Origin of the sequence: Streptomyces sp. NPDC086023 (assembly GCF_044540325.1) — a bacterium.
GTDB lineage: Bacteria > Actinomycetota > Actinomycetes > Streptomycetales > Streptomycetaceae > Streptomyces.
This window is the reverse complement of sequence record NZ_JBITRX010000012.1, coordinates 232,747-253,731: the sequence shown is the minus strand read 5'-3', so window position 1 is coordinate 253,731 and position 20,985 is coordinate 232,747. Positions and strand designations below refer to the sequence as shown.

The following is a 20,985-nucleotide window of genomic DNA, read 5'->3' as shown; positions in this document are numbered from 1 at the left end:
GCACACCGCTGACGGCCCGCCAGCCGAGACCTGACGGACCATCGGATCCCGGACCGGCGCCGTTCCCCCGTACGGGCGAGCGGGCGGCCCCCGTACGGGCGACGGGCCCGCCCCCGTACGGGCGAGGGCGGCCCGCCGCCCCCACGTACGCTTGCCGCGTGAACGCCAACGACCGCACCCCTGCCGACCTGCTGCGATCCGCGCTCGCCGCCGATCCCGGCCGCCCCCTGGTCACCTTCTACGACGACGCCACGGGCGAGCGCGTGGAATTGTCCGTGGCCACCTTCGCCAATTGGGTGGCCAAGACCGCCAACCTCCTCCAGGGCGACCTCGGCGCGGAGCCGGGCGACCGGCTCGCGCTGCTGCTGCCCGCGCACTGGCAGACCGCCGTCTGGCTGCTGGCCTGCGCCTCGGTGGGCGTGGTGGCCGAGGTGGGCGGGGACCCGGCCGACGCGGACCTGGTGGTGAGCGGCCCCGACACCCTGGAGGAGGCGCGGGCCTGCTCCGGCGAGCGGGTGGCCCTCGCGCTGCGGCCGCTGGGCGGGCGCTTCCCGCAGCCGCCGGCGGGCTTCGCGGACTACGCGGTGGAGGTGCCGGGCCAGGGCGACCGGTTCGCCCCCTTCGTACCGGTGGACGCCGACGGGGAGGGGCTGGCGGTGCAGGGGGCGGAGTTCTCGTACGCGGAGCTGGTCGACCAGGCGCGGCAGGACGCCGGGAAGCTCGGGTTCGGGCCCGGGTCGCGGGTGCTTTCGGGGCTGGGCTACGACACCTGGGAGGGGCTGTCCGCGGGGCTGTACGCGCCCCTGGCGGCCGGGGGCTCCGTGGTGCTCTGCCGGAACCTGGACCGGCTTGGGGCCGAGGCCCTGGCGCAGCGGATCGAGAGCGAGCGGGTCACCCATACCGTGTAGAGGGAGACCTCCCCTCCCGGACCCGGGGGTCACCCGGATCGCGTAATCGCAGGTCACCCTCTCTGCCGGGGCCCCGTTCACCCATACCGCCCAAGGGCGGGGCCACCGGATTTGTCACCCACATGGCGGAACACAGGGCCCCGCACCAGGGCTCTTTCCGCCGCGTCGGTGGGATGATCGACGGAAGGCCGCATACCGGACGCTCCACCCCAAAAGCGCCCGGACCCAGCGGCCGCCGCCGACCGCCGTGAGGATGGACGCAGACGTGACCGATGCAGCGGGCATGCCGGGCGTGAACGGTCCGGACGGAGGCGGCAGCAAGCCCCCGTCCGGGCGCAGGCGACGCGCGCTCCGCTGGGTCGGGCTGGCCATCGCCCTGATGGTGCTGGTCGGGGCGGGCGCCACGTGGTGGCTGTACCGCAAGCTCGACGCGAACATCACGCCGGACACCTCGGCCGCCGCCGAGCTGGAGCGGTACGAGAAGGAGCGCCCCACCCAGGCGGTCCGGGGCGCCCAGAACATCCTGCTCATCGGCTCGGACTCGCGGGCCGGCAAGGAGAACGGCCGCTACGGCCAGGACGGCGGCACCCAGCGGTCGGACACCACGATCCTGCTGCACGTGGCGGCGGACCGGAAGAGTGCCACCGCGGTGTCGATACCCCGCGACCTCATGACGGAGGTCCCGAGCTGCCGCAAGGCCGACGGCACCCGGACCACCGAGCAGTTCGCCCAGTTCAACTGGGCCTTCCAGTTCGGCGGTGCGGCCTGCACCATCCGCACGGTCGAGAGGCTGAGCGGGATCCGCATCGACCACCACATGGTCGTCGACTTCGGCGGCTTCAAGAAGATGATCGACGCCGTCGGCGGCGTCGAGATCTGCCTGAAGCGGCCCATCGACGACACCGAGGCGAAGCTGAAGCTGCCCGCCGGGCGCCAGACCCTGCGCGGCGAGCAGGCGCTGGGCTTCGTGCGCGCCCGCTACAGCCTGGGCAACGGCAGCGACACCGAACGCATGTCCCGCCAGCAGCAGTTCCTCGGGGCCCTCGTGAAGAAGGTGCAGAGCAACGGCGTCCTGCTGAATCCGGCCAAGCTCTACCCGCTGCTCGACGCGGCCACCTCCTCGGTCACCACGGACCCCGGGCTCGCCTCGCTGCGCGGGCTGTACGAACTCGTGCGCGGCATGCGGGACATCCCGATCGACCGCACCCAGTTCCTGACGGTTCCCCGCAAGCCCTACGCGGCGAACCCGAACCGGGATGAACTCCTCGAACCGGACGCCTCACGCCTGTTCCAGCAGCTGCGGCTGGACCGTCCGGTGACCGTCTCCCCCGCCCAGCCGGCCCAGGCCGCGGCCGACCCGAAGCAGCCCGGAGAGGCCACCGGGAACGCGTCCTCGCAGGTGACGGGGAGCGCCACCCCGGCCCCCACTTTCACCGGCACGACGGCCGACACGGCAACCTGCCGGTAAAGCAATCCAAAAAGCCGGGCGACCGACCGTGCGGGATGTGCGGATTGCCCGGTTATAAGGGGAGTGGAATTTGTCACCAGCATGGTTTGCAGCCGAACTGGGCGGATAGTGTGAGCGATCCGGTGCCCAGGCCAGACCAACGACCAGGCCGTGCACTGCCGGATCGACGACCAGGCGCCTGGGGGGAGGCGCTTCGTGTGGCACCGACGGAGGATTCAGACAACCGTGGATGCGCAAGGCCGTGGGCGGGCGAACGAAATCGACCCCGCAGACCAGTGGGTACTCAACCCCAGCACTGGCAACTACGAACTGCGACTGGACAGCTCCGCAGGGCAGCGGCCGGTCTCCCGTCCCCGTAGATCCGCACACGCGGCTCCCGCCGCCCCCTCCCCCGTCGCGAGCCCGTCGGGTCCCCCCGTACGCACGGCTCCCGGCGTCCCCGCGCCCCGGCGCGGCGGCGGCACCCCGCCGGGCGGCGGCCGGCGCGGCGGCCGCAAACGCCCGGGCGGCGGCGACCGCAAGAAGAAGGTCCTGCTCATCACCGGCGGCTCGATGGCGTTCGTCCTCGTCGCCGGCTCGGTGGGCGGCTACCTCTACTACCGCCACCTGAACAACAACATCAGCACCACCGACATCGGCGACGCGGGCAGCGGCGGCTTCAAGACCGACCAGGCCATCAACATCCTGGTGATCGGCACGGACAAGCGGACCGGTTCCGGCAACACGGGCTACGGCGACAAGAACAGCCCCGGCCACGCGGACACCACGATCCTCTTCCACGTCTCCAAGGACCGGACGAACGCGACGGCGCTCTCCATCCCCCGCGACCTGATCACGGACATCCCGGACTGCCCGACCAAGCAGCCCGACGGCTCGATCAAGACGGTGCCGGGCCAGAGCGGGGTCCGCTTCAACACCAGCCTGGGCCAGGGTGGCCGGGACCCCGGCTGCACGATGCGCACGGTCAAGAAGCTGACCGGCATCCCCGTGGACCACTTCATGATGGCCGACTTCAACGCGGTCAAGACGCTGAGCACCGCCGTCGGCGGCGTCCCCGTCTGCGTGAACAAGGACGTCAACGACAAGGACTCCAAGCTCAGGCTGACCAAGGGCGAGCACCTTCTCCAGGGCGAGCAGGCCCTGGCCTTCGTCCGCACCCGGCACGCCTTCGGCAACGAGAGCGACCTGGACCGCATCAAGACCCAGCAGGCCTTCCTGAGTTCGATGATCCGGCAGATGAAGTCCAGTGAGACGCTCACCAGCCCGACCAAGCTCTTCTCCCTGGCGGAGGCGGCCACGAAGGCCCTCACCGTCGACACGGGCATAGGGGGCATCCCCGAACTGACGCGCCTGGCCAAGGAGCTGAAGGACGTCAATCCGAAGAACATCACCTTCACCACCCTCCCCGTGGACGACAACCCGGCGGAGCGGGTGAAGGCGACCGTGGTCGTCAAGGAGTCCCAGGCCGAGCCGCTGCTCGCGATGATCCGCGAGGACACCTCCCTCACCGAGGTCAAGAAGCAGAAGGAAGCGGCCCAGAACGCGCAGAACGCCCTGCTCCAGGGCACCCGCGCACCTGCCTCGGACATCCGGGTCGAGGTCTACAACGGCGGCGGCCCCACCGGCTCCGCCCAGACCACCCTGAACTGGCTGCAGAACGACCAGGACGTCTCCAAGTCCAGCAACAACGGCAACGCGCCCGAGAAGCTGGCGAAGACGACCCTGGAGTACGCGCCCAACCAGGCCGATCAGGCCCGCGCGCTCGCGGACATGATGGGCCTGCCCGCCGCGGCCCTGAAGCCCGGCACCACCGACGCACCCGACCGCACCCCGATGAAGCTCACCCTGGGCGCGGACTTCAAGGGAGCGGGCATCCCGATCACGGCGCCCAAGAAGGCGCCCGAGGGCATTCAGCGCGTCGAGGCCGACAAGGCCACCTGCGCCGAGTAATACACACCTGACACAGCAGGACCAATGGGGGGATACGGGTGAGGCACAGCAGCGTGCGAGGGGAGGGGGCGCCGGCCCACGCGCCCGGTGGCATACCGGACGCGGAGCCCGGTGGCATACCGGGCGCGGGACCAGACGCGCCCGGCACCCCGCCCGGCCCCCGTGACGGAGGGTCACACGACGGCGACGGCGGGCCCCGTGCGGCCGGCCGGCGCGGCGCCGGCGGCCGGAAGGGCGTACGCCCCCGCCGCCAGGGCAGGCGGCGCGTCCTGCGGTACATCGCCATCGCGCTCTCGCTGCTGATCCTGGGCACCGCCGGCGCCGGCTACCTGTACTACCGGCACCTCAACGACTCCATCCAGACGGACGCGTTGAACCTCGGCGACAACAAGGTCCCGCGGCACAAGCCCAACGCCTTCGGCCAGACGCCGCTGAACATCCTGCTCATCGGCTCCGACGCGCGCGACGGCGAGGAGAACCAGGAACTCGGCGGCGCCAAGGAGACCTTCAACGGCACCCCGCTCGCCGACGTCCAGATGCTGCTGCACCTGTCCGCGGACCGCAGCAACATGTCGGTGATCAGCATGCCGCGCGACACGCTGCTCAAGCTGCCCAAGTGCACCGACACGGACGGCAAGGTCTACCAGGCCACCCAGGGCGTCCGGCCGATCAACGAGTCGCTCGGCCGGGGCGGCCCCGGCTGCACCGTCGCCACCTGGCAGGAGCGGACGGGCATACCGGTCGACCACTTCATGATGATCGACTTCAAGGGCGTCGTGTCGATGGCCGACGCGATCGGCGGCGTGCCCGTCTGCGTCAAGCAGAACGTCCACTCCCGCAACTACAAGGGCGAGGGCTCCGGTCTGCGCCTGACGAAGGGCACGCACCCCATCAAGGGCGTCCAGGCCCTCCAGTGGCTGCGCACCCGCTACGGCTTCGAGGACGGCAGCGACCTCGCGCGCGCCCACGGCCAGCACATGTACATGAACTCGATGGCCCGCGAGTTCCGCAAGAACGCCAAGCTGAGCAACCCGCTCAAGCTCAACAGCCTGGCCCAGGCGGCCATCGATGCCATGATCGTCGACGAGGGCCTCAACCGGATCGACCGGCTCTTCGACCTGAGCATGGAGCTCAAGCGGGTCCCCACGAGCCGGATCACCATGACGACCATGCCCTGGGTCGAGAGCACGCGCTGGAGGGGCAAGGTCGAGCCCGCGGCCGACGCCGAGAAGCTCTTCCGGATGGTCCGCGAGGACATCCCGCTGGACGGCAAGGCCCCGGACAAGCCGAAGCCCGCGGCCACCGCCACCCCGGTCACCGACCCGGCCGCACCCGCCGCCGAGATCCCGGTCATGGTCCGCAACGCCACCGGCGGCAAGGAGCACACCGCGACCCGGGTCCGCGGACGGGCCGCCGACGTGGTCGCGCTGCTGGCCGCCAAGGGCTTCGCCAAGGCCATGGCCGACCGCCAGACCGCCGCCGAGGACACCACGGTCGTCCGGTACGCCGGGCTCGACCAGGCCGGCGACGCCGCCGCGGTCGCCACCGCGCTCGGCCTGCCGCCCACCGCCGTGCAGCGGTCCACGCAGGTCACCGGCGTGACCCTGTTCGTCGGCCAGGACTGGCGCGAGGGCGACAAGCCCACCGCGCCCCCGGCCGCGCCCGCCAAGGCCCCCGACTCGGCCCGCCCGCTCAACGGCGACGACGAGGGCGCCTGCATGGAGATCCAGAAGGGCTTCACCTTCTGAGTGCGCGGGCGGCCGGAGGCACGGGAGGCGGCGCGACAGGCGCTCGCGTTACCGCGTACGGGGGAATCGGGGCGTGCCGGACGACCGGCACGGACAGCGACTGATCGTATGGGCCTACTGTTCTGAGGCCGCCTGTGACCAGTTCCTCCACGGAGGTGTCCCCCGTGCCCCAGCCGCAGCGCTACCCCCGTCCCCGGCCGCCGCAGGCTCCCCGGCGCGGGGGTGCGCGGCGGCGCCCGGTGCGGCGGCCCCGGTGGGGCGTACGGCTGGCCACGGCACTCTCCGTGGCCGTCCTCGGCTCCGGCGCCATCGGGCACGCGGTGATGACGGGGCTCGACACCGGCATCAGCCGCGTCGACCCCTTCAAGGACATGAAGAACCGCCCGCAGGCGGGACACGGCGTGAACTTCCTCATCGTCGGCACCGACGGCCGCGAGAGGATCGCCAAGGAGGACCGGCGCGAGTACCGCCTGGGCGGCACCTCCTGCAACTGCACCGACACGATCATGCTGGTGCACGTCTCCGCCGACCGGGAGCGGGCCAGCGTGATCAGCCTCCCGCGGGACACGTACGCCGAACTGCCCGCCCACACCGACGCGCTGACCGGCAAGCCGCACTCCCCGCACCCGGTGAAGCTGAACGCGGCGTACTCCGAGGGCGGGCCGAACCTCACCGTACGCACCGTCGAGAACATGACCCGCGTGAAGATCGACCACTACCTGGAGGTCGACTTCACCGGCTTCATGCGGACGGTGGACGCGATGGGCGGCGTGGAGATCTGCACCGCCAAGCCGCTGAAGGACCGCTACTCGGGCCTCGACCTGCCCCCGGGCACGCACCGGCTGACCGGCGGCCAGGCCCTGCAGTACGTACGCGCCCGCCACCTCGACGGCGCCGCGGACCTCGCGCGCATGCAGCGCCAGCAGCGGTTCGTCGCCGCGCTGATCTCCCAGGCCACCCGGAGCGGGATGCTGCTGAACCCGGTGAAGTTCAAGCAGGTCAGCTCGGAACTGCTGGGCTCCGTGCGGGCCGACCCGGGCTTCGGCTCGCAGGAGATGCTGGACCTCGGGCAGGCCATGCGGGACTTCACCCCCGCCTCCTCGGAGTTCGCCTCGGTGCCGATCCTCGCCCAGTCGCCGCCGGTGCGGCTGCTGGGCTCGGTGGTGCGCTGGGACGAGCCCAAGGCCGCCCGGCTCTTCCAGGCCCTGCGCGACGACAAGCCGCTGGCCCCGGCGAAGCCCCGGCGCAAGGACACCGCGGTGCCGGTCGACGTGGCCCCGCAGCAGATCCGGGTGCACGTCGAGAACGGCACGCGGATCGACGGGCTCGGGGGACGGGTGGACCGGGCCCTGCGCGCCACCGGCTTCGCCACCGACCAGGCGCCCACGGGAGGGTCCGCGCGGAACGTCACGCGCACGGTGGTCTCGTACGACCCCCGCTGGGACCGCTCCGCCAAGACCCTGGCCACCGCCCTGTCCGGCGCGGTGACCCGGGCGGTGCCGGGGCTCGGCCCCGTGCTGCGGGTGACCGCGGGGACCGACTACCGCCGGGTGACGCCGGTGCGCGCCGAGGACCCGCACCAGGGCGAGTTCGGGGTGGTCACCGGCGACCAGGTGGCCTGCCGGACCACGTGAGGGGGCCGGGGCCGCCGGGAGCCCGGCTCCACCCGGCCCCGCGTGTCAGTCGTCGTCCAGGCCCTCGGCCGCGCGGCGCTCGCGCAGCTCCATGATCGCGCGGCGCCGGGCGAGCCGGTGGGTGCGGCGGATCTGCGCCTCCTGGTAGCGCCGCTTGTCCTGCTCGGTCTCGGGCAGGACGGGCGGCACCGTGCGCGGCTTGCCGTCCGCGTCCACGGCCGCGAAGACGAGGTACGCGCTGCCGACCTGGGTGGGCGGGGTGGACTCGTTCCACCGCTCGGCGAGCACGCGCACGCCGATCTCCATCGAACTGCGGCCGGTCCAGTTGCACTGCGCGCGTACGTGGACCAGGTCACCCACCCGCACCGGCGCGAGGAAGACCATCTCGTCCATGGAGGCCGTCACGGCCGGGCCCCCCGAGTGCCGGCCGGCGACCGCGCCCGCCGCGTCGTCCACCAGCTTCATGATCACGCCACCGTGCACCGTGCCCAGCAGGTTCGTGTCGTTCGCCGTCATGATGTGGCTGAGGGTGGTGCGGGACGCCGAGGTGGGCTTACCGGGAAGATCGCCCGAAACATCTGTCATGCACCCACCTTAAATGCGTGACGGATGCACCGGCTGTGCAACAGACCCGGCACGAAGTGCGCCCCGGCCTGTCGGACGACACGCCGGGCCAGGCATCCTTGTCCGCATGAATGAGTGGCCCGAGGGGTGGACCGACAACCGCGACGAGCGCCAAGGCCGCGGCAGCTCCAGCGCACAGCCGGAGGGCGCCCGGGTCATGCGCCACGTCCAGCGGGGTTCCCAGGGGCCGCAGCAGCCCCGTCAGCAGCCCCCGTACCCGCCCGCGCAGCCGCCCCGGCCGCCGCGCCAGGGGTACCAGCAGCCGCCGGCCCCGCAGGGCTACGGCGTGCCGTCGCAGCAGGGGCCGCAGCACGACACGTACGGCGGCTACGACAGCGGCTACAACACCGGCCAGGTCTACGGCAGTCCCTCGGGCGGCGGTCCGGGCGGCGGCCAGGGCCGCACCGGTGCCCCCCAGGGCGGCGGCCGGCCGCAGGGGCCGGTGGACTGGGGCCGCCGGCTGAAGATCGGTTCCATCGTGCTGGTCTCCACGCTCGCCGTGGTCTCCGTCGGCACGTACTTCTGGGCCGACTCCAAGATGCGGCGCGAGGTGGACCTGTCCAAGGTCATCGAGCGGCCGGACGAGGGCGACTGCACCACGTACCTGATCGTCGGCTCCGACAGCCGCGAGGGCATGTCGGCCGAGGAGAAGAAGAAGCTCCACACCGGCTCCGCCGAGGGCAAGCGCACCGACTCGATGATGGTGCTGGCGGCCTGCTCCAGCGGGAACACGATGATCTCGCTGCCGCGCGACTCGGACGTGGAGATCCCGTCCTTCGTCGGCTCCGAATCCGGCAAGAAGTACGCGGGCCGGGGCGTCCGCACCAAGCTCAACGCCGCCTACGCGATGGACGGCCCCGAACTCCTGGTGCGCACGGTCGAGTACAACACCGGCCTGCGCATCGACCACTACGCGGAGATCGGCTTCGCGGGCTTCGCCAACATCGTCGACGCGCTCGGCGGCGTCGAGATGAACATCGAGAAGGGCTTCAAGGACAAGAAGTCGGGCGCCGACTTCAAGGCCGGGAAGCAGACCCTCAACGGCGAGCAGGCGCTGGCCTTCGTCCGTACCCGGTACGCCTTCGCGGAGTCGGACCTGGCGCGTACGAAGAACCAGCAGAAGTTCCTGTCGGCGCTGGCGAGCCAGGCGGCGACGCCGGGCACGATCCTGAACCCGTTCCAGCTCTACCCGGTGATGGGCGCGGGCCTGGACACGCTGATCGTGGACGAGGACATGTCGCTGTTCGACCTGGGCGAGATGTTCTTCGCGATGAAGGGCATCACGGGCGGCGACGGCGTGTCGATGAACATGCCGATCAACGGCTCCCGCGGCGGCAACCTCGTCTGGGACAAGGCCAAGGTCAAGCAGCTGGTCCAGCAGATCCAGAACGACGAGAAGGTCACGGTCCGCGGCAACTGACCCGCGGGTAGGGACCTAGCCTGGATGGAGGGGGATCCTCCATCCAGGCGGTGCGCCATGACCGAGGACAGCAGGTACTGGGCTTCGGGGAACTGGCAGGTCTCCGACGGCAGCGCCGACGAGTTCATCGAGCGCTGGAAGGCCTTCCTCAGCTGGACCAAGGAGGCCAACGACGGCTTCCTGGGGGCCCGGCTCGTCCGCGACCTGAACGAGCCGAACCACTTCGTCTCCTTCTCCGCCTGGCGCGACCCGGCGGCCATGAAGGAGTGGCAGGGCAGACCCGAGTTCGCCGAGGCCTTCGGCGCGTGCCGGGCGCTCTGCGACGACATGCACAGCGGCGGCTACGAGCTGGTGGTCGCGTACTGACACGCGAAAGGCGCCTCCCGGACGGGGGAGGCGCCTGGTCCACGCGCCGCGACCCGGGGGCCACGGCAGGCTGCGGGCCTTACGGCAGGTTGCGGGCCATGACGATCCGCTGGACCTGGTTCGTGCCTTCATAAATCTGGGTGATCTTCGCGTCGCGCATCATGCGCTCGACCGGGTAGTCACGGGTGTAGCCGTAGCCGCCGAGGAGCTGGACGGCGTCCGTGGTGACCTCCATGGCGATGTCGGAGGCGAAGCACTTGGCCGCGGCGCCGAGGTACGTCAGGTCGGCGTCGCCGCGCTCGGAGGCGGCGGCGGCCTGGTAGGTCAGGGCGCGGGCGGCGGAGATCTTCATCGCCATGTCCGCGAGCATGAACTGGACGCCCTGGAAGTCGGCGATCGGCTTGCCGAACTGCTTGCGCTCCTGGACGTAGCCCTTGGCGTAGTCGAGGGCGCCCTGCGCGATGCCGAGGGCCTGGGCCGCGATGGTGATGCGGGTGTGGTCCAGGGTCTTCATGGCGGTCGCGAAGCCGGTGCCCTCTTCGCCGATCATGCGGTCGGCGGGGATGCGGACGTTGTCGAGGTAGACCTCGCGGGTCGGGGAGCCCTTGATGCCGAGCTTCTTCTCCGGGGCGCCGAAGGAGACGCCCTCGTCGCCCTTCTCGACGACGAAGGCCGAGATGCCCTTGGAGCGCTTCTCCGGGTCGGTGACGGCCATGACCGTGTAGTACTCGGAGACGCCCGCGTTGGTGATCCAGCGCTTGACGCCGTTGAGGACCCAGAAGTCGCCGTCGCGGACCGCGCGGGTCTTCATGCCGGCCGCGTCGGAGCCGGCGTCGGGCTCGGAGAGGCAGTAGGAGAACATGCCGTCGCCCTTGGCGAGCGGGGTCATGTACTTCTTCTTCAGTTCCTCGGAGCCGGAGAGGATGACCGGGAGGGAGCCGAGCTTGTTCACGGCGGGGATGAGGGAGGAGGACGCGCAGACGCGGGCCACCTCCTCGATCACGATGACCGTGGCGAGGGCGTCGGCGCCGGCGCCGCCGTAGTTCTCGGGGACGTGGACCGCGTGCAGGTCGTTGGCGACGAGGGCGTCGTGGGCCTCCTGCGGGAAGCGGGCCTCCTCGTCGACGGCCGCGGCGAACGGCGCGATCTTGGCCTCGCAGAGCGCGCGGACGGACTCGCGGAGCATGTCGTGCTCTTCGGCCGGGCGGTACAGGTCGAAGTCGGAACCCGCCAAGGTGTCTCACTCCCCAAGGTGACGCTAACTACCGTTAAGTAACCCAAGCCTAGTCCGCTACTCACCCGTAGGGATACGAGTGCGGGGCGTGAGCTGCGTGACAACGGGTCGTACCTGGGGGAAACGTCCCCCGATCGGGCCCGACTATGCTCGGTTGCCGTCGTTCTCCCCCTCCCTCAGGAGTTCCCGCATGGCCCTCAAGATCACCGTGATCGGCACCGGCTACCTCGGCGCCACGCACGCTGCCGCGATGGCCGAGCTGGGCTTCGAGGTGCTGGGTCTGGACGTGGTCCCGGAGAAGATCGAGATGCTGTCCCAGGGGCGGGTCCCGATGTACGAGCCGGGGCTGGAGGAGCTGCTGGGCGCGCACGTCGCGGGGATCGAGGGGTCCTCGGGCCGGCTGCGCTTCACCACCTCGTACGAGGAGGCGGCCGCCTTCGGCGACGTCCACTTCGTCTGCGTGAACACCCCGCAGAAGCACGGCGAGTACGCGTGCGACATGTCGTACGTCGACGCCGCGGTCGAGTCGCTGGCCCCGCACCTGACCCGGCCGGCCCTGGTGGTCGGCAAGTCGACGGTGCCGGTGGGTTCGGCGGACCGGATCGCGGGGCGGCTGGCGGAGCTGGCGCCGGCGGGCGACCGGGTGGAGCTGGCGTGGAACCCGGAGTTCCTGCGCGAGGGCTTCGCCGTGCAGGACACGCTGCACCCGGACCGGATCGTGGTGGGCGTGCGGAGCGCGCACGCGGAGAAGCTGCTGCGGGAGGTGTACGCGACGCCGGTCGCGGAGGGGTCGCCGATGGTGGTGACGGACTTCCCGACGGCGGAGCTGGTGAAGACGGCCGCGAACTCCTTCCTGGCGACGAAGATCTCGTTCATCAACGCGATGGCGGAGGTCTGCGAGGCGGCCGGGGGCGACGTGGTGAAGCTGGCCGAGGCCATCGGGCACGACGAGCGGATCGGCGCGAAGTTCCTGCGGGCCGGCATCGGCTTCGGCGGCGGCTGCCTGCCGAAGGACATCCGGGCCTTCATGGCGCGGGCGGGCGAGCTGGGCGCGGATCAGGCGCTGACCTTCCTGCGCGAGGTCGACTCGATCAACATGCGGCGGCGCGGTCACATGGTGGAGCTGGCGCGGGAGGCCGTGGGCGGCTCGTTCCTGGGCAAGCGGGTGGCGGTGCTGGGCGCGACGTTCAAGCCGGACTCGGACGACGTGCGGGACTCGCCGGCGCTGAACGTGGCGGGCCAGATCCACCTGCAGGGCGGCCAGGTCACGGTGTACGACCCGAAGGGCATGGCGAACGCGCGGGGGGTCTTCCCGACCCTGGCGTACGCGGAGACCGCGGCGGCGGCGGTGGCGGGTGCGGACGTGGTGCTGCACCTGACGGAGTGGCGCGAGTTCCGCGAGCTGGACCCGGTGGCCCTGGCGGCGCAGGTGGCGACCCCGCTGATCCTGGACGGCCGCAACGCACTGGACGCCACCCTGTGGCGCGCGGCGGGCTGGACGTACCGCGCGATGGGCCGCCCGCGGGCCTGAGGCTTCAGAGGGCCGGCGTGGTCCCCGCCCCGTTCAGCCGCGCTTCGCGCGGTAGGTGCGCATCTTCGCCCGGCTGCCGCAGACCGACATGGTGCACCAGCGGCTGCGGCCGGCCGGGCTGCGGTCGTAGTAGGCCCAGCGGCAGTCGTCGGCGGCGCAGGCCTTGAGGCGGCTCCAGGTGCCGGCGGCGACCGCCTCGGCGATGGCGGCGGCGACGCGGGCGGTGAGGCCGGGTTCTCCGGCGGGGGCCAGTGCGGCCGCGCCCTCGTGGTCCAGGGTGACCGTCAGCGGGGCCTCGGCCAGGAGTGCGTTCAGTTCCGACAGGCGGCCGGGCGGGATGTCGTGGCCGGCGTGCGCGAGGCACGCGGCGCGCAGGGCCTCGCGGAGTGCCACGGCCCGGTCGAGGGCGTCGCCGGACAGGCCGAACTCCGCCGCCAGGCGGTCGTCTCCCGTGTCCACGCTCAGTGTGTTGACCAGCGCCTCGACGAGCGCGAGGCCTCCGGGGGCGGGCGCTCTCTCCGTCATGTCGTCGACGTTACCTCCTGGCGAAGGCAAGCGGTAACGCCTACCCTGGGGGTTACCGGTTAACGGCTTGTTCCGGTAACCCCGGTACGTTCTCTGGAGGAAAGATGGCCATCGCCAAGCTCGGGACCGTCGTCCTGGACTGTCCCGACCCGCTCGCGCTCGCGGAGTTCTACGCCGCCCTCCTCGGCGGCACGCCGGCGCTCGACGAGGACGGCACCTGGGCGGACCTGGAGGGCCACGGGGGCTCGGCCCTCGCCTTCCAGAAGGCACCGGGGCACGTCGCGCCGGCCTGGCCCTCCCCCGAGGCGTCGCAGCAGTTCCACCTGGACCTGACGGTGGAGGACCTGGACGCCGCGGAGGGCCAGGCCCTCGCGCTGGGCGCCAAGCTGCTGGACCCGGGCCCCGAGGGCCGGACCTGGCGGGTGTACGCCGACCCGGCCGGGCACCCCTTCTGCCTCTGCGCCTGCTGACGGCGGGACCCCCACTGCGGACGGGGGCCCTCAGGCCGAGCGGCGGTACTGGGCAGCCCGGGAGGTGAACTCGGCTTCCCGGAGCACGCGCTGGGCGTTGCCCCAGGTCAGCAGGGCGATGTCCGGCTCCGGCCAGCCGCGGTCGAGGAGTTCGGCGATCAGCCGGGGGTAGCCGGAGGGGTCCGTGAGCCCCTCGGGGCGGGGGGCCGCCGGTCCCGTGCCGAAGGCGCCGCCCAGGCCCACGGCGTGGGGGCCGGCCACCTTCCGTACGTGGTCCAGGTGGTCCGCCACCGTCGCCGGGGTGACCGGCGCTCCGGCCGGGGCCAGCCGGTCCGCGGCGCAGGTCACCATGCACAGGCCGTTCGCCGCGCCCAGCGCCTCCAGCACGTCGTCCGGGACGTTGCCGGGGTGCGGGTGCAGGGCCGCGGCCCCGGCGTGCGAGAAGAGCACCGCTGCCTTCGAGGCCGCGATGAGGGTGCGTGCGGTCTCGGGCCCGCAGCCCGCGAGGTCCAGCACCATCGCGAGCCGGTTCATCTCCCGTACCACCTCGTGGCCGAACGCGCTGAGCCCGCGCTCCGCCCAGGCCGCCCCCGCGGGGGCCAGGCTGCGCACGCCGAGGGCGTGGAAGGCGCGGAGCGGGCCGAGGGAGGCGTCGATGGCGCGGCCCGAGACGGGGCCCATGAAGGAGGCGATGCGGCCGCGGTTGCGGGCGTCGACCAGTTCGTCGGGGCCGTAGGCCGTGCACAGGCTGTCGGGGTAGCGCCGGAACATCTGGCGGGCGAAGTCGATCTGCTCCAGGGTTCCGGCCACCACGCGGTCGTCCGGGACCCCGGGCCCGGTCCCGTCCGCGGTCTCCCCGGGCACGAGCAGGGACCAGAACAGGCCGCCGACGCCCCCGGCCCGCAGCCGGGGAAGGTCGGTGTCGACGGTGCTCTCGACCGTCGCGAGGTCGTGGAGGGGGCTCTGCCGCAGCGTCCACAGGAGGTCGTTGCACCCGTCCACGACGGGGTGCGCGGCGAGCAGCGCCGCCACGCGCTCCGGCACGGGCCGCGACGGGGCGGGGCCGGCTTCCGGCTCGGGGGCGGGCTGGGCCGCCGGCTCGGGGGTGCCGGGCGGGGGCGCGACCGCCCCGGCGGCCCCGGGGCCCTCGTGGGTTTCATCCTGCAGGTCGGCCATGGCGTTCGCTCCGGTCTCGGCGGCAGCAGGGCGTTGTTGCCACCGTGACACGAGGGACGCGCGCGTTCGCGGCGGGTGTGGCGTTCGGGTCAACGTCCGAACGCCACACCCGCCGCGGGCGCGGTGTGCGGGTGGTCCCGAGCGCCTCCCCGCACACCTCGCCGCTGCTACGGAGCGGTGGCCGGCAGCACCGCGTTCGACGGCGGTACGTGGGCCTGCGCGGCGGCCACCGACTCGGCGTCCCGCAGCACGCGTACCGCGTTCGACCAGGTCAGCTTCGCGAGGTCGGCGCGCGACCAGCCGCGGTGCAGCAGCTCCGCGACCAGGTTCGGGTAGCCCGCCACGTCGTCGAGGCCGGACGGGGTGAAGGCGGTGCCGTCGTAGTCGCCGCCGATGCCGATGTGGTCGATGCCGGCCACCTCGCGCATGTGGTCGAGGTGGTCCGCGACCGTGGCGGCCGTGGCCACGGGGCGGGGGTTGGCCGCCTCGAAGGCCCGGTGGACCTCCATCGCCGGGGCGGTGGTGTCCAGGTGGTGCATGCCGTGGGCGCGCATGTTCTCGTCGGCCGCGGCCGTCCAGGCCACCGCCTCGGGGAGGATGAACTTCGGCACGAAGGTCGCCATCGCCACGCCGCCGTTGGCCGGCAGCAGCGCCAGCACGTCGTCGGGGATGTTGCGCGGGTGGTCGCAGACCGCCCGGGACGAGGAGTGCGAGAAGATCACCGGCGCCGTGGAGGTCGCGATGGCGTCCCGCATCGTGGTGGCGGCCACGTGGGAGAGGTCCACGAGCATGCCGACGCGGTTCATCTCCCGGACGACCTCGCGGCCGAAGTCGGTGAGGCCGCCGTGCCGGGGCTCGTCGGTGGCCGAGTCCGCCCAGTCGATGGTGTCGTTGTGCGTCAGGGTCATGTAGCGGACCCCGAGCCGGTGCAGCGCGCGCAGCGTGGCCAGCGAGTTGTTGATGGAGTGGCCGCCCTCGGCGCCCATCAGGGAGGCGATCCGGCCCTCCTTGCGGGCCTTCTCCATGTCGTCGGCCGTCAGCGCCCGTGTCAGATCGCCCGGGTAACGGTCGATCAGCTGGTTCACGGCGTCGATCTGCTCCAGGGTGGCGCTGACCGCCGTGTCGCCCGCGAAGTCCGAGCGCACGTAGACCGACCAGAACTGCGCGCCGACGCCGCCCGCCCGCAGGCGGGGGATGTCGGTGTGCAGGTGTCCGGACTGGTCGCCGGCGATGTCCCGCTGCCCGAGGTCGTAGCGGACCTGCTCGCGCAGGGCCCAGGGCAGGTCGTTGTGGCCGTCGACGACCGGGTGCTCGGCGAGCAGCTCGCGGGCCTCCGCGAGCCGCGCGGCCGCGCTCACTTGCCGAATCCGAACGACTCCTGGCCGGCCACCTTGTTGCGCAGCCGCTTGCCCTTCTCCGTGGCCTGGTCGTTGAGCTCCTGCTGGAACTCCTTCATCCGGGCCAGCAGGTCCGCGTCCTGGGTGGCGAGGATGCGGGCGGCCAGCAGGCCGGCGTTGCGCGCGCCGCCGACCGAGACGGTGGCGACGGGCACGCCCGCCGGCATCTGCACGATCGACAGCAGCGAGTCCATGCCGTCGAGGTACTTGAGCGGTACGGGGACGCCGATGACGGGCAGCGGGGTCACCGAGGCGAGCATGCCCGGGAGGTGGGCGGCGCCGCCGGCGCCCGCGATGACCGCCTTGAGGCCGCGGCCGGCGGCCTGCTCGCCGTACGCGATCATCTCGCGCGGCATGCGGTGGGCCGACACGACGTCGACCTCGTAGGGGATCTCGAACTCGTCCAGCGCCTGTGCGGCGGCCTCCATGACGGGCCAGTCCGAGTCGGAGCCCATCACGATGCCGATAAGAGGAGAGGTGCTCATTCGGTGATTGTTCCCCTGAGGTAGCCGGCAGCGTGACGGGCGCGCTCCAGCACGTCGTCCAGGTCGTCGCCGTAGGTGTTCACGTGCCCGACCTTGCGGCCGGGCTTCACGTCCTTGCCGTACATGTGGATCTTGAGCTGCGGGTCGCGGGCCATGCAGTGCAGGTACGCCTGGTACATGTCCGGGTAGTCCCCGCCGAGCACGTTGGCCATCACGGTCCAGGGGGCCCGCGGGCGCGGGTCGCCCAGCGGCAGGTCGAGGACCGCCCGCACGTGGTTGGCGAACTGCGAGGTGACCGCGCCGTCCATGGTCCAGTGGCCCGAGTTGTGGGGGCGCATGGCCAGCTCGTTGACGAGGATCCGGCCGTCGGTGGTCTCGAAGAGCTCGACCGCGAGGTGGCCGACGACGCCGAGTTCGGAGGCGATGCGCAGGGCCAGCGACTGGGCCTCGCCCGCGAGGGCCTCGGGGAGGTCGGGCGCCGGGGCGATCACCGTGTCGCAGACGCCGTCCACCTGGACGGACTCGACGACGGGATAGGCCACGGCCTGCCCGTGCGGGGAGCGGACGATGTTGGCCGCGAGCTCGCGGACGTAGTCCACCTTCTCCTCCGCGAGGACCGGGACACCCGCCTTGAAGGGGGCCTCCGCGTCCTCGGCGGTGCGCACGAACCACACGCCCTTGCCGTCGTAGCCGCCGCGCACGGTCTTGAGGATGACGGGGAAGCCGCCGACCTCGTCCGCGAAGGCCGCCACGTCCGCCGGATCGGCCACGATCCGGTGGCGGGGGCTGGGCGCGCCGATCTCGTCGAGCCTGGCGCGCATCACCCCCTTGTCCTGGGCGTGCACCAATGCGTCGGGCCCCGGGCGGACGGGGATTCCGTCCGCTTCCAGGGCCCGCAGGTGCTCCGTGGGTACGTGCTCGTGGTCGAAGGTGACCACGTCACAGCCGCGCGCGAAGGCACGGAGGGTGTCCAGGTCGCGATAGTCGCCGATGACGACGTCGCTCACCACCTGGGCCGCCGAGTCCTGCGGGGTGTCACTGAGGATCTTGAATCTGATGCCGAGGGGGATACCCGCCTCGTGGGTCATGCGGGCGAGCTGACCGCCGCCGACCATGCCGACTACCGGGAACGTCACTCCTCCAGGGTATCCGCCGTTCGGGACGGCCCCGAGACCCGGCCACCCAGGTCAGCGCAGTGTGAACAGGCGGTCACGCAGCTCGCCCCACGGGTTCCGTGAGCCACGGGCGTACCCGCGGGTCGACGCTTAACATGACGGGGTTGACGCATTCGAGTCGACGCCATCGACCGACAGGGGCTGAACGATCACCATGAGCGCCTCCAAGCGGGCGGACCTCATCGGGCGGGCACGCGGGCTCGCGCGGGAGATCGCCAAGTTCGGAGCGGTCGGCGGCCTGGGTGTGCTGGTCAACCTGGGCGTGTTCAACCTCCTCCGGCACACCACCGACCTCCAGGTCGTGCGCACGAGCGTGATCGCGACGGTCGTCGCCATCGCGTTCAACTACGTGGGCTTCCGCTACTTCACGTACCGGGACCGCGACAAGAGCGGCCGGACCCGCGAGATGACGCTGTTCCTGCTGTTCAGCGCGGTCGGTCTGGTGATCGAGAACGGTCTGCTGTACGCGGCGACCTACGGCCTGGGCTGGGACAGCCCGCTGCAGAGCAACATCTTCAAGTTCCTGGGCATCGCCGTGGCCACGGCCTTCCGCTTCTGGTCCTACCGGACCTGGGTGTTCCGGGCCATCCCGGTGCCGCAGCCGGCCACCGCTCCCGCGCCGGACGCCGGGTCCCCGGCCGCCGGTACGCCGGGCCCCGCGGCCCGCACCTCGGCGCGCTCGGGGCACCGGCCGAAGGTCCGGGCGGGGCGCTAGGCCGAGCGCACCGGCCCGAGCCCACTGGGCCGGCGGACCGGACCGGCGGACCGGCCGAGGGACCGGACCGGCGGACCGGCCGAGGGACCGGACCGGCGGACGGACACCCCCTAGCGGACCGTCGGCTCCCGGTCGGCGGGGCGGTCGGGCGCCGTGCGGCTGAGGAACAGCGCGAAGACCGGCGGCTGCGCCTGGATCAGCTCCAGCCGGCCGCCGTCGGCCTCGGCGAGGTCCCGGGCGACGGCGAGGCCGATGCCCGTGGAGTTCCGGCCGCTGATGGCCCGCTCGAAGATCCGGTTGCCCAGGTCGGCGGGGACGCCGGGGCCCTCGTCGGTGACCTCGATGACGGCCTGGTTGCCGGTGACCCGGGTGCGCAGGGCGACGGTGCCGCCGCCGTGCATGAGCGAGTTCTCGATCAGCGCCGCGAGCACCTGGGCCACCGCGCCGGGGGTGCCGACGGCCCGCATGCCCTGCTTGCCCGAGCGGACGATGGCGCGGCCCGCGCTGCGGTAGGCCGGGCGCCACTCCTCCACCTGCTGCTTGACGACCTCGTCCACGTCGAAGGGGACGGCGGAGCCGGTCCTGGGGTCGCGCGAGTTCGTCAGCAGCCGCTGGACCACGTCGGTGAGGCGCTCGACCTGGTTCAGCGCGATCGAGGCCTCCTCGCGCACCGTCTCCAGGTCGTGGGTGACGGTGATCTCCTCCAGCCGCATCGAGAGCGCGGTCAGCGGCGTGCGCAGCTGGTGGGAGGCGTCGGCGGCCAGTCTCCGCTCGGCGGTCAGCATCCGGCCGATCCGCTCGGCGCTGGCGTCCAGCACGTCCGCGACCCGGTCGAGTTCGGGCACGCCGTACCGCTTGTGGCGCGGCCGCGGGTCGCCCGAGCCGAGCCGCTCGGCGGTCTCGGCCAGGTCGGTCAGGGGCGAGGCCAGCTTGTTGGCCTGGCGTACGGCGAGGAGTACGGCGGCCACGACGGCCAGCAGCGCCACGGCCCCCACCACGAGGAGGGTGCGCCCGACCTCGCGGGTGACGATCGAGCGGGATTCCGCGACGGTGACGGCCACGCCCCGGTCGCCCCGGGCGGTGGCCCTGATGGCGCCGCCCTCGGGCGGCGGGCCGATCTCCAGGTCGGGGCTGCCGGGGACGACGACGAGGGCGTGCCGGCCCGCGTCGAGCTGGTCGGCGAGGGCCGCCGGGTCCAGGGCCTCCTTCTCCAGCACCTTGGTCTCGACGGTGCCGAGCAGGCTCTGCGCCTCGGACTCGACGCTGTCGTGGGCGCTGTTGGTGATCGTCCGGGTCTCGACGATCACCAGGGAGACCCCGAAGACCGCGATCACCACGAGGACCACGGCGAGCGTGGAATTGATCAGACGGCGGCGCATGACCTCATCGTGGGTGGTTCAGCGGGGTTCAAGGGGTGCGGCGGGCCGGTTCAGCTCTTCTCGAAGCGGAAGCCGACGCCACGGACGGTGGCGATGTACCGCGGGTTGGCCGCGTCGTCGCCCAGCTTCTTGCGCAGCCACGAGATGTGCATGTCGAGCGTCTTGGTGGAGGACCACCAGGTGGTGTCCCAGACCTCGCGCATCAGCTGGTCCCGGGTGACGACGCGGCCGGCGTCGCGGACCAGGACGCGCAGCAGGTCGAACTCCTTGGCGGTGAGCTGGAGCTCCTCCTCGCCCATCCAGGCCCGGTGCGACTCGACGTCGATGCGCACGCCGTGCGTGGCCGGGGGCTGCGCGGGCTCCGTGGCGCCGCGCCGGAGGAGGGCCCGTACCCGGGCGAGCAGCTCGGCGAGGCGGAACGGCTTGGTGACGTAGTCGTCGGCGCCCGCGTCCAGGCCGACCACCGTGTCCACCTCGTCCGCGCGCGCGGTCAGCACGAGGATCGGGAAGCCGTGACCTTCAGCACGCAGGCGGCGGGCCACTTCCAGCCCGTCCATCCCCGGCAGGCCGAGGTCGAGCACGACCAGATCGACGGAGCCCTGCAGTCCGGCGTCGAGGGCGGTGGGGCCGTCCTCGCGGACCTCGACCTCGTAGCCCTCCCTGCGCAGGGCGCGGGCCAGGGGTTCCGAGATGGATGCGTCGTCCTCGGCGAGCAGTACACGCGTCATGTGGGTGATGGTAGTCCGACGGCGGCACCCCCTGGAGTGTGATCGCGCAGGC

Annotated in this window: 19 protein-coding genes; 10 read left to right on the top strand and 9 right to left on the bottom strand. The window is 72.3% G+C overall.

Features of this window, described 5'->3' with window-relative positions:
- Positions 1 to 158 precede the first annotated feature (158 nt).
- From ACIF6F_RS24330 to ACIF6F_RS24310, 5 genes are all read left to right on the top strand, one after another.
- Positions 159 to 908, top strand: coding sequence for a TIGR03089 family protein (locus ACIF6F_RS24330; RefSeq protein WP_399950111.1), 750 nt, complete (start codon positions 159 to 161; stop codon positions 906 to 908).
- Between the two features lie 283 nt (positions 909 to 1,191).
- On the top strand, positions 1,192 to 2,376 hold the full coding sequence (locus tag ACIF6F_RS24325) for an LCP family protein (RefSeq protein ID WP_399950213.1): 1,185 nt from the start codon (positions 1,192 to 1,194) through the stop codon (positions 2,374 to 2,376).
- 225 nt (positions 2,377 to 2,601) lie between these two features.
- Positions 2,602 to 4,326, top strand: a complete 1,725-nt coding sequence (locus ACIF6F_RS24320) for an LCP family protein (RefSeq protein ID WP_399950108.1) — start codon at positions 2,602 to 2,604, stop codon at positions 4,324 to 4,326.
- Between the two features lie 38 nt (positions 4,327 to 4,364).
- Entirely contained in the window at positions 4,365 to 6,074 is a 1,710-nt protein-coding gene (locus ACIF6F_RS24315) for an LCP family protein (RefSeq protein ID WP_399950105.1), read from the top strand.
- A gap of 164 nt (positions 6,075 to 6,238) precedes the next feature.
- A complete protein-coding gene (locus tag ACIF6F_RS24310) occupies positions 6,239 to 7,708 on the top strand; it encodes an LCP family protein (RefSeq protein WP_399950102.1) in 1,470 nt (489 codons plus the stop codon).
- Positions 7,709 to 7,753: 45 nt separating this feature from the next.
- Here the strand turns inward: ACIF6F_RS24310 and ACIF6F_RS24305 are convergent, their stop codons facing one another.
- Positions 7,754 to 8,293 carry an acyl-CoA thioesterase gene (locus ACIF6F_RS24305; RefSeq protein ID WP_399950099.1) on the bottom strand — a complete coding sequence of 180 codons (540 nt, stop codon included), beginning with the start codon at positions 8,291 to 8,293 and terminating at the stop codon, positions 7,754 to 7,756.
- A 106-nt stretch (positions 8,294 to 8,399) separates the two neighbouring features.
- Here ACIF6F_RS24305 and ACIF6F_RS24300 point away from each other — a divergent pair, with 106 nt between their 5' ends.
- Both ACIF6F_RS24300 and ACIF6F_RS24295 read left to right on the top strand, forming a co-directional pair.
- On the top strand, positions 8,400 to 9,752 hold the full coding sequence (locus ACIF6F_RS24300) for an LCP family protein (protein ID WP_399950097.1): 1,353 nt from the start codon (positions 8,400 to 8,402) through the stop codon (positions 9,750 to 9,752).
- Between the two features lie 57 nt (positions 9,753 to 9,809).
- Positions 9,810 to 10,118, top strand: coding sequence for an antibiotic biosynthesis monooxygenase family protein (locus ACIF6F_RS24295; protein ID WP_399950095.1), 309 nt, complete (start codon positions 9,810 to 9,812; stop codon positions 10,116 to 10,118).
- Between the two features lie 79 nt (positions 10,119 to 10,197).
- On the opposite strand, the gene ACIF6F_RS24290 is transcribed toward ACIF6F_RS24295, so the two are convergent.
- Entirely contained in the window at positions 10,198 to 11,352 is a 1,155-nt protein-coding gene (locus tag ACIF6F_RS24290; RefSeq protein WP_399950093.1) for an acyl-CoA dehydrogenase family protein, read from the bottom strand.
- Positions 11,353 to 11,542: 190 nt separating this feature from the next.
- On the opposite strand from ACIF6F_RS24290, the gene ACIF6F_RS24285 reads away from it, so the two are divergent.
- Positions 11,543 to 12,883, top strand: coding sequence for a UDP-glucose dehydrogenase family protein (locus ACIF6F_RS24285; protein ID WP_399950090.1), 1,341 nt, complete (start codon positions 11,543 to 11,545; stop codon positions 12,881 to 12,883).
- Between the two features lie 33 nt (positions 12,884 to 12,916).
- On the opposite strand, the gene ACIF6F_RS24280 is transcribed toward ACIF6F_RS24285, so the two are convergent.
- Complete coding sequence (locus tag ACIF6F_RS24280) at positions 12,917 to 13,408, bottom strand: CGNR zinc finger domain-containing protein (RefSeq protein WP_399950087.1); 492 nt, start codon at positions 13,406 to 13,408, stop codon at positions 12,917 to 12,919.
- A gap of 104 nt (positions 13,409 to 13,512) precedes the next feature.
- Here ACIF6F_RS24280 and ACIF6F_RS24275 point away from each other — a divergent pair, with 104 nt between their 5' ends.
- Positions 13,513 to 13,878, top strand: a complete 366-nt coding sequence (locus tag ACIF6F_RS24275) for a VOC family protein (RefSeq protein ID WP_399950084.1) — start codon at positions 13,513 to 13,515, stop codon at positions 13,876 to 13,878.
- 30 nt (positions 13,879 to 13,908) lie between these two features.
- On the opposite strand, the gene ACIF6F_RS24270 is transcribed toward ACIF6F_RS24275, so the two are convergent.
- The 4 genes from ACIF6F_RS24270 to ACIF6F_RS24255 form a co-directional block, all read right to left on the bottom strand.
- Positions 13,909 to 15,054: a membrane dipeptidase gene (locus tag ACIF6F_RS24270; protein WP_399950081.1), complete on the bottom strand. Its 1,146-nt coding sequence runs from the start codon at positions 15,052 to 15,054 to the stop codon at positions 13,909 to 13,911.
- Positions 15,055 to 15,221: 167 nt separating this feature from the next.
- Positions 15,222 to 16,412: a dipeptidase gene (locus ACIF6F_RS24265; RefSeq protein ID WP_399950078.1), complete on the bottom strand. Its 1,191-nt coding sequence runs from the start codon at positions 16,410 to 16,412 to the stop codon at positions 15,222 to 15,224.
- On the bottom strand, positions 16,409 to 16,936 hold the full coding sequence (purE, locus tag ACIF6F_RS24260) for a 5-(carboxyamino)imidazole ribonucleotide mutase (protein WP_399950075.1): 528 nt from the start codon (positions 16,934 to 16,936) through the stop codon (positions 16,409 to 16,411). The genes ACIF6F_RS24265 and purE overlap by 4 nt, the downstream gene beginning before the upstream one ends.
- Positions 16,933 to 18,072 carry a 5-(carboxyamino)imidazole ribonucleotide synthase gene (locus tag ACIF6F_RS24255; protein WP_399950072.1) on the bottom strand — a complete coding sequence of 380 codons (1,140 nt, stop codon included), beginning with the start codon at positions 18,070 to 18,072 and terminating at the stop codon, positions 16,933 to 16,935. The genes purE and ACIF6F_RS24255 overlap by 4 nt, the downstream gene beginning before the upstream one ends.
- A 193-nt stretch (positions 18,073 to 18,265) precedes the next feature.
- Between ACIF6F_RS24255 and ACIF6F_RS24250 the strand changes: the two genes are divergently transcribed.
- Complete coding sequence (locus ACIF6F_RS24250) at positions 18,266 to 18,826, top strand: GtrA family protein (protein WP_399950069.1); 561 nt, start codon at positions 18,266 to 18,268, stop codon at positions 18,824 to 18,826.
- Positions 18,827 to 18,936: 110 nt separating this feature from the next.
- On the opposite strand, the gene ACIF6F_RS24245 is transcribed toward ACIF6F_RS24250, so the two are convergent.
- Positions 18,937 to 20,205, bottom strand: coding sequence for an ATP-binding protein (locus ACIF6F_RS24245; RefSeq protein ID WP_399950066.1), 1,269 nt, complete (start codon positions 20,203 to 20,205; stop codon positions 18,937 to 18,939).
- Between the two features lie 50 nt (positions 20,206 to 20,255).
- Positions 20,256 to 20,933, bottom strand: a complete 678-nt coding sequence (locus ACIF6F_RS24240) for a response regulator transcription factor (RefSeq protein WP_399950063.1) — start codon at positions 20,931 to 20,933, stop codon at positions 20,256 to 20,258.
- Positions 20,934 to 20,985: the final 52 nt, after the last annotated feature.